This is a genomic window from Pseudomonadota bacterium, from assembly GCA_023229365.1.
GTDB lineage: Bacteria > Myxococcota_A > Polyangia > JAAYKL01 > JAAYKL01 > JALNZK01.
Window position 1 is genome coordinate 16761 of the sequence record JALNZK010000014.1, and the last position, 15539, is coordinate 32299.

19 protein-coding genes are annotated in these 15539 nt (G+C 37.7%); all 19 read right to left on the bottom strand.

Annotation, left to right across the window (positions count from 1 at the left end; genetic code table 11):
* Positions 1-54: 54 nt before the first annotated feature.
* The 19 genes from M0R80_09775 to M0R80_09865 all read right to left on the bottom strand — a co-directional run bounded on the left by M0R80_09775 (position 55) and on the right by M0R80_09865 (position 14990).
* Positions 55-303 (bottom strand): hypothetical protein, encoded by a 249-nt coding sequence (locus tag M0R80_09775; protein MCK9459913.1) that lies wholly within the window; start codon positions 301-303, stop codon positions 55-57.
* On the bottom strand, positions 296-664 hold the full coding sequence (locus tag M0R80_09780) for a hypothetical protein (protein MCK9459914.1): 369 nt from the start codon (positions 662-664) through the stop codon (positions 296-298). Before M0R80_09780 ends, M0R80_09775 begins: the two co-directional genes overlap by 8 nt.
* A gap of 10 nt (positions 665-674) precedes the next feature.
* Positions 675-998 carry a hypothetical protein gene (locus tag M0R80_09785; GenBank protein ID MCK9459915.1) on the bottom strand — a complete coding sequence of 108 codons (324 nt, stop codon included), beginning with the start codon at positions 996-998 and terminating at the stop codon, positions 675-677.
* Positions 999-1171: 173 nt separating this feature from the next.
* On the bottom strand, positions 1172-1564 hold the full coding sequence (locus M0R80_09790) for a helix-turn-helix domain-containing protein (GenBank protein MCK9459916.1): 393 nt from the start codon (positions 1562-1564) through the stop codon (positions 1172-1174).
* 464 nt (positions 1565-2028) lie between these two features.
* Positions 2029-2187, bottom strand: coding sequence for a hypothetical protein (locus M0R80_09795; protein MCK9459917.1), 159 nt, complete (start codon positions 2185-2187; stop codon positions 2029-2031).
* A 355-nt stretch (positions 2188-2542) separates the two neighbouring features.
* Positions 2543-2938, bottom strand: coding sequence for a hypothetical protein (locus M0R80_09800; protein ID MCK9459918.1), 396 nt, complete (start codon positions 2936-2938; stop codon positions 2543-2545).
* A gap of 610 nt (positions 2939-3548) precedes the next feature.
* A complete protein-coding gene (locus M0R80_09805) occupies positions 3549-3821 on the bottom strand; it encodes a hypothetical protein (GenBank protein ID MCK9459919.1) in 273 nt (90 codons plus the stop codon).
* Positions 3822-4235: 414 nt separating this feature from the next.
* The gene (locus M0R80_09810) at positions 4236-4913 is read right to left on the bottom strand and encodes a DUF2786 domain-containing protein (protein MCK9459920.1); all 678 of its coding nucleotides are present in this window, start codon (positions 4911-4913) and stop codon (positions 4236-4238) included.
* Between the two features lie 147 nt (positions 4914-5060).
* Positions 5061-5375: a hypothetical protein gene (locus tag M0R80_09815; GenBank protein ID MCK9459921.1), complete on the bottom strand. Its 315-nt coding sequence runs from the start codon at positions 5373-5375 to the stop codon at positions 5061-5063.
* Complete coding sequence (locus M0R80_09820; GenBank protein ID MCK9459922.1) at positions 5368-5757, bottom strand: hypothetical protein; 390 nt, start codon at positions 5755-5757, stop codon at positions 5368-5370. Before M0R80_09820 ends, M0R80_09815 begins: the two co-directional genes overlap by 8 nt.
* 724 nt (positions 5758-6481) lie before the next feature.
* A complete protein-coding gene (locus tag M0R80_09825; protein ID MCK9459923.1) occupies positions 6482-6847 on the bottom strand; it encodes a hypothetical protein in 366 nt (121 codons plus the stop codon).
* A gap of 281 nt (positions 6848-7128) precedes the next feature.
* Entirely contained in the window at positions 7129-7368 is a 240-nt protein-coding gene (locus M0R80_09830; protein ID MCK9459924.1) for a DUF3450 domain-containing protein, read from the bottom strand.
* Positions 7369-8258: 890 nt separating this feature from the next.
* The gene (locus M0R80_09835; protein MCK9459925.1) at positions 8259-8549 is read right to left on the bottom strand and encodes a hypothetical protein; all 291 of its coding nucleotides are present in this window, start codon (positions 8547-8549) and stop codon (positions 8259-8261) included.
* Between the two features lie 563 nt (positions 8550-9112).
* Positions 9113-9592 carry a hypothetical protein gene (locus tag M0R80_09840; protein ID MCK9459926.1) on the bottom strand — a complete coding sequence of 160 codons (480 nt, stop codon included), beginning with the start codon at positions 9590-9592 and terminating at the stop codon, positions 9113-9115.
* A gap of 714 nt (positions 9593-10306) precedes the next feature.
* A complete protein-coding gene (locus M0R80_09845) occupies positions 10307-11032 on the bottom strand; it encodes a thymidylate synthase (protein ID MCK9459927.1) in 726 nt (241 codons plus the stop codon).
* A 425-nt stretch (positions 11033-11457) separates the two neighbouring features.
* The gene (locus M0R80_09850) at positions 11458-11949 is read right to left on the bottom strand and encodes a hypothetical protein (GenBank protein MCK9459928.1); all 492 of its coding nucleotides are present in this window, start codon (positions 11947-11949) and stop codon (positions 11458-11460) included.
* A 441-nt stretch (positions 11950-12390) separates the two neighbouring features.
* Positions 12391-12666, bottom strand: coding sequence for a hypothetical protein (locus tag M0R80_09855; protein MCK9459929.1), 276 nt, complete (start codon positions 12664-12666; stop codon positions 12391-12393).
* Positions 12667-14448: 1782 nt separating this feature from the next.
* Complete coding sequence (locus M0R80_09860; protein ID MCK9459930.1) at positions 14449-14682, bottom strand: hypothetical protein; 234 nt, start codon at positions 14680-14682, stop codon at positions 14449-14451.
* The gene (locus M0R80_09865) at positions 14679-14990 is read right to left on the bottom strand and encodes a hypothetical protein (protein ID MCK9459931.1); all 312 of its coding nucleotides are present in this window, start codon (positions 14988-14990) and stop codon (positions 14679-14681) included. The genes M0R80_09860 and M0R80_09865 overlap by 4 nt, the downstream gene beginning before the upstream one ends.
* Between the last annotated feature and the right edge of the window lie 549 nt (positions 14991-15539).

Genomic DNA, 15539 nt, shown 5'->3' on the forward strand with positions numbered 1-15539 from the left:
TGTTATTTTGTACAAAATGCCTCAAGACATGTTATCTATCATTGGCCGATTTATTCACCTATATTCTACAGATACACCAACTGGTTTATACTGTAAAAATCGTTCCGCAACTTCCGGACGTACATACCATACGTGCCGTTTATATTTTATCCTGACGACTTTATGTTGTGTCACAACCTTGTTTAAATACCATTTTGCCATTCCCCTTCCAGATCCAAAATAGTCTCCTAACCACGGAGCTGATGGTGCCATACAGGTATGCCAGTTGTATTTTATAAAGTCATCAAGATCTTGTTCATTCATGCTGTTGTTTTTTCTTTACTGCCATTAGTCCCTGAATAAATCCTTCTTTATAGTTGGAATCTCCTGCAATTTTCTTTATGTATTCCTCATGTGCTTTAGACATATCGCGTCTATACAAATATAATTTTTCTCCCCGTAATGCAATATCGGTTTCAAGTTCCGGATGCATATGGAGATATCTATTGAGTTTCCCGTATAAACTATCGCGTTTTTGATCTACCGGCACATTAACCTCAGCAATGTTCTCTTCTGTTTTTAAAAATTCCAATACGATGTTTGCAGAACGAGCATAACACGGCAGAATTAATGGGATCTCTCCTTTTGAGTTTACTATTAGGTTAAATTGTTTATCTAGCGTCATGATTCTCTGTTTATAAAATTCGCCTTATATAAACACTGCCATGTATTGGCATGCTTGTGTCTATATGTAATACTCCATCCATATCCTTCTCGCTTTCCCAAGTTCCCAGAATAATTTTTTCAAAATATGATTTCCGTATTGAATACCCGGTAGATTGTATATATGCATTATGCAGGACAAATACAGCAAGTTTTGTGTCGTGAACTTCCTCTGCGTAATGCAACACAAATGCACGAATGGAGTTTGATATAGATGGTTTATTTTTCTTCTTTCGATTCATTTCATCTGTAAAATATGCATGAAGATCTCCGATCGTATCGCATCCGTCTTTCATAGTAATAAATAGATCTCAATACATATATCATTTAATGCAAATGATGTGGTAACATATAGGTTGTCTAATGCTTGCCATTTACTGAAATCCATCCACGACCACCACAATAACTGCACTGAGTTATTTCGTATGGTGGGATATCTCCTATGATTTTTCCGGATCCTCTGCATTCTTTACATATCTTGCCTTTCTGTTTCTTTTTCGACATTTCCCTTTGATATTATTTCTTTGATCAATTCAATCTTTTGGATTTTATAGTTGTGTTCATTTGTATTCCAAAGACCTATTTTGTCTAGAACACGGGAATTAGATGAATAGAGATTGGCACATCTTCCCATCACAGTCTTTTTAATTGCTCTTTGTTTTACCTTTATGAGTTCTAATTGCAAGAGTCGTTTTAGAGATAGGGAGACTGCCGGTTCATCTCTATTGGTACACATTACAATCTCTTTCATTGTTGCAGGAGACTTGATCAGTAGATATGCTAGCACATCTGAGTCTACCGCATTCAATTTACATAATTGTAATGAGGTACTGATTTCATGTAGTTTTTCTATATCAGGCATAGATTTATTACCTCTCGTGTTAATATTTATTTCCCCAAACACAAACAACAAGCAAGATCGGAATTGTCTTTTTCCTTTTCTTCTTGTTTAGAATCGATTGTTTGAGGAGTTGCGTCTGTCTTATTTTTCCGCGGTTATTCTAAGCAAGGCATTGTGTGCTGTTATAACGCATATCATATGTTTTTCCTCATAGCATTCGTCATTCCTGTAATAACAAATGGTATCTCCCTGGGATAGGTGCATATTAATGTGATCTACGTCTACAACTTTTCCTCTATCCAGATATGACTGCAATCCAAGTTTTTCTTTTGGCTCGTAATACTTGCAAAATGTTTGTGCTTGCGTCCAGGGGTTATTAACTATCGTTGCAAAAATACAGTGGTTTAATTCTTTGGTCGCTGCACATATGTTTGATATGTGCACTGCGCCCGGGTCAGGTTTAACGTAATGTTTGCATTGTTCTGTCATGGTTTTGCCTTGTTGTTATTCGCAGTTTCAAACTCCATTTTTACATTGTTTCCAAAGTTTCCTGGCTTGTTCCATATCCGTTCCATATGGTCCACAAGCATTGCATTTGCGGCAATATACAAATACATAATTAGTGAAGAGAGTCCCTCCCTCACAATAGTCAAGATCTATGCCTTTGCAAAACGGACAAGGACAGTCTTTGCCTAGATTGTTTAGCTCTTGGATGATTAGGCGACTTCTTGATGATCCAGGCGGCCAGTTTTCAGTCATGAGTATTCACCTCCCCAACCGGGCTATAATTTATACAATACTTTCGATTGGGTAAATCTAATGGGCATATAATTTCCCAAAAATCACAGTCATATACACTCGGATCATATCTTTGCATTTCATCGCAATGGTTTACGCAATCAACTGTACTATCATTTGGCCTGCAAACATAAACCATGTCATCTTTGATGTAGACTGGCTGGCCTCGTTGGATGTATTCACCTGCTAGTAATATTTCTTTCATTTTAATTTCCTTATAACCCTATCTTGATTGTAAGTTGGACCTTCATGTAGGGTGAGGTTTTCATCCTGATATTGAACAGATACACCATTAATATAAGTGGCATCTTGATTGAATTGTATATGTAAGGGTTCTCCGTTTATGGATACCCATCTGGCAATAGGTAATATACAAGGATACAATTTAGTCACTTTAATATCTATACCTTGAATTGATAATTCGCCTATATTCAATAATTCATCGCCTTTATCCATCCTAGAACAATAAGTAGGATACTTTTCATTATGACAAGTTTTACGGTTTATGCACTTATAGCAGAATTTGTGGCCCTGACTCTTCATCTCATTGATGGTTTCTTCTTCCCGGAGGATTTGCATTTCATAATTTTCAGTCATGATTATTCATCTCCTATATATTCACATAAAACATCCACCGTATCCGGAAAGAGACAATGGTAACCAATTACTATGTATTTCTTGTATCCAAACATGATTATAGAATTAACTGGGGGAATCCAAGTAGAATTAGATAGATCACCCAATGGTGGATTAATCCATTTATCATATTTAACTTCTACATATAATGTAAATTTTGGTATCATGATTCATCTGCACCATCTTCAATTGTTCCTGATCCATTACATTGCCTACAAGTTAGATCTGTTTCAGGATCATAACCATTGCCTCTGCATCTAGGACATGTCTTTGTATACTCTTCACGAGTCATGATTCATCCTTTATAAGTTTGAATGAAATATGCATTAGTTCAGAACTAACTCCGATTGTTTTATGACAGTGGGGGCATTTTGTTGTATAATTTTTAAATACTATATCACCAAAGTGCGATTCAAATTCTTTCCCACAGTAAACGCAAGTAATCATACCATTAATGTTGATTATCATTGAAACATTTCCTCATGAATTCGTTAAATGAAAGTTTCTATCCAGAGTAAGTCAACTCTGATTGACTCTGGAGTTGGCTCATCTAGTATTATCATTAATTTACTCACCATAATTCATCCTTTATATTGTCTACTATCATCATTGCATAGTTTGCTATGTCAGCACAGTCATCAATACTCTTCATTTGTGTTATGTCGGTAGAACTTCGGCTCATAACTGCATCATTAAATAGTTTTTCTACGTTGACTTGGAGTTTGAGTAATAGGGTTGTGATGTCATCTTGTTTCCACCCACCCTTGAAATCGTTCTTTCGAAGTTTATCTTCCATAAGGATTGCAAAATCTTTTACTTCGGTCCTACAATAAATATCAATCATTTTTCTCGCATTATCTCCTGAGTTTATTGTATCCGATTTCTGATAAAATTCCTATGCTAAACACCGGGGTAACAATCAGAATGGTGAAATATGTGGCGTACCGATATACCCTAAAACCGGAATAACCTGTCTGGCAAATTATTATGTGTCCTATTCTCATTCTATCCACCGATATTTTCTTTGAGTCTTCCATAACTATTTATAGTGAAGTCTTGTTCTGTTATGTTCGTAAGATTTGTTTGGTGTCTACTGCCGTTGATCTCTGATGTGTGGGTTATGGTGAGATTGTCTCCGGAGATCTTAAAGTCTGAGAAGTCATTACATGTTCGATCCATAACGTAGATGTTAATAACTCCGGCTGTAAATACCAGAAATAATAGGATAAATTGTATAATCTTCATTTTAACGCTCCTGCTATGTGTTGCATGGTTCCTCCAGTTTGTCCGATGTTGAAAATGTTAAGCCGTCAATGCGTCCTTCCATAAAAACAAGTTGATGAGATCTGTTGATTTTGGGTCGTATGTTTTCTGTTTTGATTGATGCTACCTTGTTGTATGTTTCGGTTACCTTTGTATCTGGTATCATGGCAAGTGCAACACTGGAATTACTGGATTTCTGTTCTTTATAGTTCTGGTGGAGTCCTGCTGCAAACCCGGTTGCATATGAGTCTTCGAGATCTCTTGTGGATTGATTGTGCCTTTTGTATTCTTTTTTGAGTTCTGTAGACCGCTTTAGTATGAATGATGTGGCGTATTTGTATACCTCCATGCATACGTCTACATCGTCTTTCAGTCCCAAAAACACAATGCATTTGGTCCCGCAATGTCTTGGCTGAATTAGACAATAACAGCTGAAGTTTGATGATATTATGCTGGCTAGCAGCATCCTCCATTTTTTATGTCTGAATGTATATTGGTGGATCTGGACTGTAATATCTGATTCTGGTATCTGGATATCTTTAATGGATAGTTTATGCTTGGATAGGAGTTCTTGGGCTTTTAATAATGCGGTGTTTGCTTCGTGTTCGTTGGTGCTAGATGACAGTTCCAGCAACTTGCTTATTTTGGATTTTATTTCAGAAATAGGTGTCATAATCCTCCAGTGTATTTGTGGCGTCGTCGTCTATATTGTATGATGGTGATCCGGGATTCCCATACTTGTTGCATAACTGTGGTTCTTTGTATTTGCATCGTTTGTAATTCGCACAATCAGCACAAAAATAGATTTCGTCGCTATCTGTTATGTCTGACATGCTATGCCACACAAATCAAGAAGTGACTTTATGGTATATTCGTTTATGTTGCCAAGTGAGTCAAACAGATCTGATATTTGGTATATGGCATCTGCACGAACATCAGAGTCGTGAGTTATAAGTAATACTGGTGCCTGAATTGCAAAACAACTACGATATCTGAGTTCGCATAGGGCATTTTTGCTTTGCATATCCTCAGTTATATACGGAATATTATATGCATCTAGTTTCTCTTTGAGTTTTTCGCAATTTGGACAGTTTTCTAACGTAAAAATGGTTATTGTAATGTCTGGGTCATTCATTTGGTTCACCTTGGGATTTAATTGGTTCTGGGGTTTTATGGATAAAGTTGCCTTCCGAGTCAAACATTTCAGGATGTGTTTTTTTAAGCCATAATTCAGATCTTTTCCTGTGGATCTCTGAATATTCTATCCAGTGTTTTTTATGGAGTGGTGGTATGATAAACGGCAGAGTTAGGGATCCCGGGTGTGCTTTGTCTACGCTAAATATCCAGGATAATTCCGAGTTGGCGTCATTAAATTCTGGGTTTCCCATGGCTCTGTTTATCATAAGAAATGCTGCATTTAGGAATACCAGGTCCCCCCTGGTAATCCGTATTGTTTTTACCACGTCTTTTAGCGTTGATCTTGGATCGACTGGTGTGTCTCTTGCAGGTTTAATCATGTTGTCGCCTCATGAGTTTATCTGAGAATTGTTTGAATCTGTTTAGCAATCTTACTGTTATATTTCCTTCAACACAGTTTAACATATTACGCAGACATTCTTCACATATGCGGGGATATTCGCGGTGATCGATTCTATACTCGTCCATATCCCAGAATGATGTAGTGTGGACGACTCTTGGCTGTATGTTTATTGAGATGTCCACGTAATGATATAGTTTGCGGCCACATGCATTACAATATATGGGATCATCTGGAATTTCCTTGATTTTACTCAAGTCGATTACAGATGCCATGCACAGGTTACCAAATGATTTTTCCCCCATGTTTTAGTCCTCATAGTATAGTCGAACAAAGTTTAATGTGGTGTTGCCGGGGTGTTCTCCTTCCTTTATCCACAGTCGATACTTTGGCCTCCCGTAATATTGGATGTGTTGTTTTAGTAGTCGCTGAACCATTTTGGATATATAGTTCATTGAGTAGTCTTTTCCGTTCGATGCCTTCATCCAAGAGTTTATGCCTGTTCTTACGTAAAGGATTTCATTGCCTTTTTTCTTGATTACTATGTGTTTTACACTTGCAACTTCGATTTGTTTTGTTAGTTTCATAAGAAATCACACCGGAATATTAGTTTTAGATTTGTTGATCGTAATGTCGGGTTTCCATTTATCATGCTATATTTTCCTCATTGGGTTAATTTGTATGTAATTTTTTGCCTTATTGTATCATTCTTCGAACTTTGTTGAGTGAGGACAATGTTCTGGGAATGGACATATCCCGGCTTTAATTTTTTCCTGGTCGTCTGTAGATAGTTCAGTGTCGTTCTGTAAGATGCATTCTGTTAATTCACATGCCATTTTTTCTCCGAATTGCTCATTTATGTCTGATATGATAGATCCTAATATGAGGTCATATGACTGTTTTATTAGGTTTGCTGTTTTTAATTTGTCTATACTATGGTTTATGTATGGAGATACGTCAACCATCATGGCAAATGTGTCAAATTTACCAGTTTTTGTTCTATACCAGAATGCTGTCTCATATGAGAATGGCGCTGTCTGGATTATTGTGCTGAAGCTTGTGGATGTCATAATAGATCATCAGATATGTGGATTTACTGATTTCATAGTGTTACCGCTTGCGATTGGCGGGAATGGGGTTTGATCCCACTCCTGCCTATTGTATCTCCCTGGAGAAGAAAGAAATGAAAAAACATCGGACCTATGTTGTCCCTACATAGTTTAGCCTCCGTGCCCAGAGTAAAGATTATGTGGGACTGAACCCATCATAACCTCCCACATATTTTCTACACCCAGTGATTTTCTGCTCTGGAATTTTTGTTCCGTCATTGCAGGAGTCAATTGAAAATATGTTATACGTTGAATATTGCAATGTCATCTGCAATATCTGCTGATTTCTTTAGTTCTGCTCTTACTAGGGTTCTTGAGATGTTTTCAAGTTTGTTTATTTTCTGCTGAAGTTCTGTAATAGTTAGTTCCGTTTCTTTTATTCTGTCTTTGAGATATGACAGTTCATTCTTAAGATTTTCAATTTCTGGATCTGGTTTTATTTCAGATATATAAGATGTTAATTGTGGTAACTTTTTGCTCATTGTGGTTCCTCGGTTAGAATTCTGTTTATTATCTTATTTATAGTATTGGTTTCGTTAAGATATGTCGATTGTAGGATTTGAACCTACTTCTGTGGCTTGAGACCACCGTCTTTACCAATCTAATAAAATACAAATGATAGATCTATATTTCCCACGGGCATGATTTTATTAGACCAGACCAAATCGACAATGGGAATTGTTAACATTCTTTGAAATGGCACCAGTGAGATTCGCACTCACGTAGCCCTACGGCGGCAGATTTTGAGTTTGTTGTTCTCTGGTAACAGGCTGACCCGTCGTGGGTCGATTTAAGCTGACTTTACAGACACCCTCATATGAAGCAATTAGTCGCTACACGCTGCTGGTTCTTCATAGTTTCTGATACCAGAGATAACCAGAATCGGGGATCGAACCCGAACGGCGCTACATGTGCCAACCCACTTCCGGTTTTTGTTATAACTCATCCTGATGATCGGATGTAGAGGGTTTGAACCTCCATTGATCTCATATCAAACATCCGATAGGCTGATTGTTTTTATAGAGGTATCAACCTATGAATTTAACCTCTTTTTGATTCAAACGTCTTTAAATCTCATCCATTTCTGGATAACCGAATAGTGGAATTTAACCACAATTCAATCAGACTTATGGAGGTCTTACCCCTGATTTGACCCAGGGATAAGATTATTGTTATTTGCGACAGGAAGTTGAGTAAGTTTCCTGTATGAGTTATATTTGCGAAGGGTATCAGTCTGATGAGGATAAAATGTTTGTACTAAGTAGGTGCATTCGATGGCTTGTTTCCGTGTCTTGTGGTCCTCCTGTAGTTGTTTGGCCTCACCAAGATGTGATTATTGGATCACCGGCCAAAAAAGTTTGAGTTAATAAGGTTAATAAGCTCTGCTTATTATGTAATTCGACTGAGCCACAACTTCTGATGTGTTTGTTGTCAGGTTGTTATAGATGGTCAGGGTTGCAGCAAGAGATGCCTGTTGTCCTGTAACATAAAGTACTGATTGGTTTGTGATGAACTCACCATAGTAAAGTGGTGTCGCCCCACCTGCAATAACCAGGGACTTTGATGTTACGTTTATGGTCTGATTGGTATCTGCCATTGCGATACTAGATAGCATCAGTAATGTTGCTATCAGAAGAACTATGTAAAGCGCTTTTGTCTCCATAATATGTGGTTGGTGTTCCCTGGTATTATTTTTGTTGGATGATAATACCACATTTTGGATATTTTGCTGGGATTTTTCCTGGCGGTCCGAGGTATATGTGATAAAATTTGCAGGAGTATCCGGATTTCTGTCCGTTTATCAGGTACCCGCAATGGTTGCATGTTGGTGGGGTTTCTATGTCATCTTTAAATAGTTTTTTTGCCATGTTACCACTTCTTTTGTGGGCATGATATCATTTGGTACCGGAGGTCTCCGGATATGTTGCATTTATACATTCCGTTTTTTACTGAACTTTCTGTGCAGTCTCTACATGAGTTTATTTGTTTGAATTCGTTGTTGTTTCTGTCTGTCATATATCATTCCTCAATTTATGCTTAATTGTTTCCATAATATTAGCATCTCACGTTGTGATTCTCTGTCTAAATTTCCGATTTCATACATTATGGTTGTTAATTCTGGTGTAAAAAATATGCTGTGGACCTTTATCTGGTGGTATATCACACCGGAGAATGAGCGAGTTGTTAATTTAAGTGTCATATCATCACTATGTTATCCCAATATTGTTAATATCCATTTCCATTGATAAACATCCTTTTTGGATATATCATCATGAAAAGTCCACGTTTTATCATAAGTTTTGCGTCATCTCCGGTGATTCCCAATGACATGGGAGATATTATGTCGCATATTTCCAGGTATGACCCTAATGCTGCGATCCTGAATGCTGCTTCTTGGGAATCTAGTGTTGCCCCAATTTCTATGTAACTTGGGCCTTGAGAGAGTCGTTTTGGATCGGGGTAGTTGTCTAGGATGTCTATCAGACTTTGTTTATTCCGTTCTGCTTTTTCTACTATTATACCTACCTTGAATAATCCCACATCTATTTTTAGAATATCGGTATAGTCCGGATCTGATTCGTGTGGCATATTCCAAATTTCAGTTACAGTGAGATCTTTGTATTCAATTTGTTCAGATGGTTTTCCGATCCTGAGGCATATAGTTGATTCAGATAATATTTTGTGTAATTTTGTCAGGTCAAACATTGTGTCACCATATTTTGGAGTTCATCCATATAATGTCGAATATATAAACAGTATTAGTGTTATGATAACCATTAGTAATGCACATATGAGTAGGGCATCATTTAAGTATTGTTCGATGTTTCTGTTAGACATAATCGCCCTCTTTAGCGTCGTAATACTTTGATCCTTTTATGAACATAGTGTATCCTCGTTTTTTATAGCAGTCTGGCTTCCGTTGCTTTGGATATTTCCAGTAATCTCTCGGGTAAGCATCACGCGATATTACTTTACACCATACCATTTTGGCATCTTTTAACCTCCAGCATTCCTTGACATTTAAGTCGTTATTGCCGTTGTAGAAGTTATCTTCACAACATATACAGTGTGCTTTGTTCATAATGCTATTTCCCCGATTTCATTATCATCAATTGAGTGCTGTGACTTACGACCATTCCAGCACCATGCATTTGCTCTTATAATTGGGAACCCGTCAATTGAAGGGTTATCTCGCCTGCATTCGATCATATCGTTACAAGTTATTTCAAAAACATCACTTGAAAATCTGCATGTTTTACAAGTATATCCTGGATTATCTCCCATATCATCACTTCTTTTTTGGCGTTTGCTTCTGTTCTACAAATATACACCAGATTGGTTTGGTTGATTGGTATGCCGGACACTCCTCCAGGTAACAGGATGTAAAGCCTTTGTATGGACATCGTCTAGTCGAGATAGTCATGAGAATTGCTTCCTGCCTTGTATAAATCTGGATAATTCTTCAATGTCTCGTTTGTAATAGATGTGGGGTGAATTGCTTATGGTTTCAAGCCACCCGGATTCAATTTCATGGGATAACATTGTATTAATGTCATTCACTAGTTTCTGCTGTAGATATGCTAGTGCTATGGCGTTCATCCCCCAGGCAGATAGCATGTCATTGGAGCGGAATATGGAAATTAAGTTTAGATGATTTGTTCTATCGATTAGTGCCTGGATTAGTTGGAGACATGGGGGTTCAGATGATATTATGTCAATCTCTGGAGACCAAGTGATTGCTATGGCTCTTCTACTGTTTGGGGTGTTGATTAGTCGAGTTATTATGCTGAGTTTGAGCTGATTTATTCCCCCTAGATTTCCATTGCCAATTTGCCCATCTTCAGTTGGATAATCGCACAATCTGTTACCATAGGTGTATGTTGCGTCAGTGTTGTCGTTTTTTCGCGTTGTAATTGAATACATAGATGATTTGTATTGATCTATGAATTTGTCGCCAAACATAGAGTATTGGGATTTCATTGGGGACTGCATTGGATTTTTTATATGAACACAGAGAGGTTGTTCCAGGTCCCATATGTGTTCGTTGTCTTCGGTTAGTTTATCAATGCCGAGACATGTGTCATGGATAAGATTTACGATGGAATTATGTGCCTCTCCAATTGTTGATTTTGATAGTAGGATCATGGGATCATTTATTCTCCTCAATTTTGTTGTAATAGTCGACATGTAGTCTAACAAAATGTTTAAAATCGTGCTCCAATCTAATCACCAGGCTATATAGATATAATAGCATGATAACATATATTATGATAAATGTTACTATGCAAATTAGATATGTGGATTCAGTCATGATCTGTTTCCGATTTCTTCAGGGAACCCATGCAATTTGATTGCGATAGATTGTCTACACGATCCACTCTCTCTCTCTCTCTCTGTATCGTATAATAAAATTGCCTGATAAAGTGGGCAAAATCCATCAGATTCTCTCCCTCCGAACCAACACGAAGACGATTGCAACTTGTATCCTGCTTTAAGGAGACCATTTACCAGTTCCTCAAATTTATCACAATCTGAACTTTCTACAACTTTAATTGAGGATGGGGCAATCATTATATATCTTCCTCCCCCGGTTTCTTCAATGATAAAACCCAACCCAATATTTTAATTCCACATATCCGTGTTGTCGAACGAACTGTTTCATCTGTTTTCATTTCATCTATTTTACTCTGGAGTTTTGCCAATATCCATTCTGGTAGTTCTTCAGATTTATTGGAGTTTAATAAATTCCATGGATAATCTTCTGGACAAATTTCTTTTCGTTTGGATAATGCCTGGACAAGATCTTCAGTAGAAATGGTGGAGCCGGGTTTAATGTGCTCATTCCACGCATCGGTTATTTTTTTCTCATTTATACCACAAGGGCATAACACGATAGGTCCTACGTACTGGCATTTGTTACAACCGATAAAGAAAATTGTTCCAGGTAATTTAAGTCGAGTTGGATCTTGCGGGTGGAAGCCAATTATCAATCCCACACCGTTACAATCTTCATCTGCATCTCCTGCTCCACATTCCGGGCAGGGTTCAACATGATATTTCATACTTGTTCACCATTTTACCTTCTGTTAACATCTCTTCAGGCCACCCGCAAAATGGACAATGGAGTAATTCTTCAGTCATTTCTTATCACTCTTTGATTAACTCTGTTCGCTATATCTACAATCCAGGGAGTACTCGTTGTGACCTCGATAATAGTCGCAGTCTTCGCAATATGCTGGATCTTTGTAGTCATCTAACATTGGACACAACACGATTTTCTTAAATGATAGGGATGTCATGATGTAGATTCTCCTGTCATTATGTAGATCCGTGTTGTAGTCTTATGCAATCCCACTTTCCGGTGTTGATTTCCCGCCATGCCATACATTCGTTACCTAGGCATTTCACCATGTTGAACTGTGCAATTAGAATCCTGGGATCTCTGAAAGAACTTGCTGCGACTGGTATGCTCATGAATGGACAGATTTTTTCTTCTGCCATGCTTAATCACCATCCAAAAATATATTTGGTAGAAATGTTACGTCTGGTTCGCTCGCAGGAATTAACATACAGTAACCTGGCCTGTAATGACAGCCGTTACCAATTTTCTTGTGATAGTGGGTGTCACCAAATTTTAGTTCTGGAGACCATGCTCTGCAGATTTCCTCACCCAGAATGCCAACTCGCTGATTTCCAATTCTCCCTTCAGTACAATATAGAAGATTTCCCGAAGAAAGAGAGAATGGGCAGATTTTGCTGTTTTCTGTTGTGTCTTCCATTATTTTATCTCCGGGATTAAAGCACGACATATATCATTATATGACAATTTATCATGATGTAGCGGGCATCCTTGTCGTTCTAGCATTTCGACAAGAATCTGATTTAGGTTGTTTGATATGGTGGATGATATCTTGTGGTCCTTTAGCAGTTCTATGGCCGTTGCCAACTTCAATATAAGTGTTATGTTGTTCATTGTTTTTCCTGTATTTTAACAGTAGATAATGGAAAAATGGGCTTGGGTTACTCCCAGGTTAACTATTGGTTTGACCCAATTTGTTAACAATAATAGAATGGTTGTAGAATTGTTCTACAGGGTTGCAGCATTCTGTTTTATAGAGTGCTGTTTTGTTCTTGATTAATGCCCGGATTAATGTCACACTAATCAGCTTTACCTACCCAGTTACAGCCGCATATAATATGCTGTTAATGCTGTTGCCTGCATCATTCCTGGACAGATGTTATTCTGTCGTCATTTGGCAGGGCCGGGTGTGGTTGCCTTGCCTCACGGAACTCATCGGTATAATTACATTTGATGATTTGACTATTAAGTGTTTCGGTTTAATATGCAGAAAAAGTAGGTGTTTTGTGGATTTGGTGGAGATATGAGGTGTTGTGTTAATGTTGTTTGATTAACTGCACAGACGGTGGGGAGTTAAATTGTAGTTTGTAATTGCAGGTGAGGTGTCCTGGATAACAACAGGGGCGATTTCTGATTTTTTCTGCGCAGATAAAGGCGTTGTGGAATGGAATGCAGGAAAAACAATGGGGGATCATTGGGGATATAATTGGGTGATATTACATGTTATGTTATTCATTGGATGGTTCGTTGTTTGCATTTTTTATTTAGATATGGTCTTGTAATGTTTGCATAGAAGGGCTGCAAATTCCCAGGCGCTTGGATCTGGAGATGAGGTGCCGTTGTCTGATAACATGGCAAATGGACATCCTGAGTTGATTTTGGTGCAGATATGTCCAGTGTGTTGATAGTTGTGGTGTTTACATGTGGTGTATTGTGTTGTCATTGTTTTTCCTTGGGTTTGTTGTTAGGCTGCCTGAGTTTAGTAGTCTGGTGAGGTATGAAATTACGTTGTCTTCTATACCGGTGTAGACTGTTGTGGTATTGTTTATAGATAGGGTTACGGTGTTATGTCCGGTGTGGTTAAGACTGGAAGATAGAATGGATTCTATGATGGGTAGAGAGGTCGGATGTATTGGATATGTCCTGTCTTGGTATGTTAGAGATATGTTGGGCGTAATTGTTGTCATGGGTTATCCGTGTATTTAGTCATCATAAATTTTATTTTCACAATTATAGCAGTGTAATACCAGTGTTATTGCGTCGTCCATTTCCGTATGTAGTTTACCACCACAGATGGGACAGATAATTTCGCCACACTCTAAACATCTACAACAGTCCATTGGATTCGGATCGTCAATTATTGCATTACAATTAAAACATTTTATAGTGTGACTTTCTGGAAGCCTCCTTTTTTCTATGTCATAATATTTTATTTTATCAAATTCATTCATTCCCGAATGATTTTCTCCATGATTCTTATGTGCTCTCATAATAATGCTACGTATCTTGTCTATTATAATTATTGTCATGATTGTTTCAATCTTTGTTTCATTGGATGTTCCTCTGATACTTGACAGTAACCCACTTCATAATATTATTCCTCAATTTTACGAATGTATTTGTGCATGTCAATACTACACCTAAAATTTGGATAGTTGTCGGAATCATCGCAGTTTGATCCTTTTGCCGTGTCTACCATAGTCTATTCCACACCCTTCAATTTTCTTTGAACAACTCTATAAATACTACAAATTGACAAAACTAATTCATCTGGAATTACCAGGATGGGTTCTCCGCAAAATGATGGTTCCCATACAACAAGACCCATGTCTATTAATGCTAAAACTTTATCTTTATCTTCGGGATTGAACTCTTCAAGCAGTAGTCCTTTACCACTACGATTTTCAATGTATATCTTTAACAATATCTCTATCATAGTCTATTCCACCAGTGTTTTTTCGTCACGTTTAACCATAGTGTTTTCTTTAGATTTTGTATGGTTTCGTCTTTGGCTGCTATAAATTCCGTTAATTGTTTGTTATGGATGGTAAGCGCTTCGATTTTCGTACTTTGATCTTCAGTTGTCCACTCTCTTCGGTCTTCTTTTTTGGCATAAACTGTCAACATTTGATTATAGGATTTTATCTCATCATCTAATTTGGTATTTAGTTCTTGTATGGTGTTATCGCGATCCGATAATATTTTCTTTAGTGCTTGTATGGTGTTATCCTTGGCTACCATCATTATGCTGTCTGCTGATGCAATGCTATGTATTTTGGAGTTTAGATGCTGTATGGTTGCATGTCGTGATTCTATGCAGGCATTGAGTTCATGTATTGCCCGACATGCTGAATACATGTGGCAGTCAGCATTACAATTGCTGTTGTAGTTGTTGTAGTTGTGGCATTCGGGAATTAGACTTCTTGCAGTTGTCGTGCTAGTGGATTTGGCTGCATGATATGCGTCTCTATATTTGTTGAGAGACTGGGTTAGTGATTTCACTTCGATCTGTTGTATGTGAATCCTGGTGCACATGTTGTAGTGTTTGCATTTAACTTTGCAATTGCTGTTGTAGTTCTGATAAGTGTTGCATTTGGATGGCTTTGTAATGGTGCCTGTTGTTGTTTTAGGATGTTCTATGGTAGTCCCGCATTGTTTGGCTGACTTTGTCGTGTGCTTTGATTCTTTGCATTTGTTGCATTTGGTTTTTGGTATGGTGCTCTTGTGTTGCATATGATTACCTCAGGTCGTGGAATGGATTAAATCATCTATTTCTTTTTTCCTAGCAGCATA

What these genes read in the sequence shown, in the direction of transcription:
- M0R80_09780 (MCK9459914.1), bottom strand. Translation starts at nt 664, where the DNA reads ATGACGCTAGATAAACAATTTAACCTAATAGTAAACTCAAAAGGAGAG.
- M0R80_09855 (MCK9459929.1), bottom strand. Translation starts at nt 12,666, where the DNA reads ATGGAAGACACAACAGAAAACAGCAAAATCTGCCCATTCTCTCTTTCT.
- M0R80_09800 (MCK9459918.1), bottom strand. Translation starts at nt 2,938, where the DNA reads ATGACTGAAAATTATGAAATGCAAATCCTCCGGGAAGAAGAAACCATC.
- M0R80_09850 (MCK9459928.1), bottom strand. Translation starts at nt 11,949, where the DNA reads ATGAAATATCATGTTGAACCCTGCCCGGAATGTGGAGCAGGAGATGCA.
- M0R80_09865 (MCK9459931.1), bottom strand. Translation starts at nt 14,990, where the DNA reads ATGATGGTAGCCAAGGATAACACCATACAAGCACTAAAGAAAATATTA.
- M0R80_09820 (MCK9459922.1), bottom strand. Translation starts at nt 5,757, where the DNA reads ATGATTAAACCTGCAAGAGACACACCAGTCGATCCAAGATCAACGCTA.
- M0R80_09785 (MCK9459915.1), bottom strand. Translation starts at nt 998, where the DNA reads ATGAAAGACGGATGCGATACGATCGGAGATCTTCATGCATATTTTACA.
- M0R80_09790 (MCK9459916.1), bottom strand. Translation starts at nt 1,564, where the DNA reads ATGCCTGATATAGAAAAACTACATGAAATCAGTACCTCATTACAATTA.
- M0R80_09810 (MCK9459920.1), bottom strand. Translation starts at nt 4,913, where the DNA reads ATGACACCTATTTCTGAAATAAAATCCAAAATAAGCAAGTTGCTGGAA.
- M0R80_09805 (MCK9459919.1), bottom strand. Translation starts at nt 3,821, where the DNA reads ATGATTGATATTTATTGTAGGACCGAAGTAAAAGATTTTGCAATCCTT.
- M0R80_09775 (MCK9459913.1), bottom strand. Translation starts at nt 303, where the DNA reads ATGAATGAACAAGATCTTGATGACTTTATAAAATACAACTGGCATACC.
- M0R80_09830 (MCK9459924.1), bottom strand. Translation starts at nt 7,368, where the DNA reads ATGAGCAAAAAGTTACCACAATTAACATCTTATATATCTGAAATAAAA.
- M0R80_09815 (MCK9459921.1), bottom strand. Translation starts at nt 5,375, where the DNA reads ATGAATGACCCAGACATTACAATAACCATTTTTACGTTAGAAAACTGT.
- M0R80_09845 (MCK9459927.1), bottom strand. Translation starts at nt 11,032, where the DNA reads ATGATCCTACTATCAAAATCAACAATTGGAGAGGCACATAATTCCATC.
- M0R80_09860 (MCK9459930.1), bottom strand. Translation starts at nt 14,682, where the DNA reads ATGATAGAGATATTGTTAAAGATATACATTGAAAATCGTAGTGGTAAA.
- M0R80_09840 (MCK9459926.1), bottom strand. Translation starts at nt 9,592, where the DNA reads ATGTTTGACCTGACAAAATTACACAAAATATTATCTGAATCAACTATA.
- M0R80_09835 (MCK9459925.1), bottom strand. Translation starts at nt 8,549, where the DNA reads ATGGAGACAAAAGCGCTTTACATAGTTCTTCTGATAGCAACATTACTG.
- M0R80_09825 (MCK9459923.1), bottom strand. Translation starts at nt 6,847, where the DNA reads ATGACATCCACAAGCTTCAGCACAATAATCCAGACAGCGCCATTCTCA.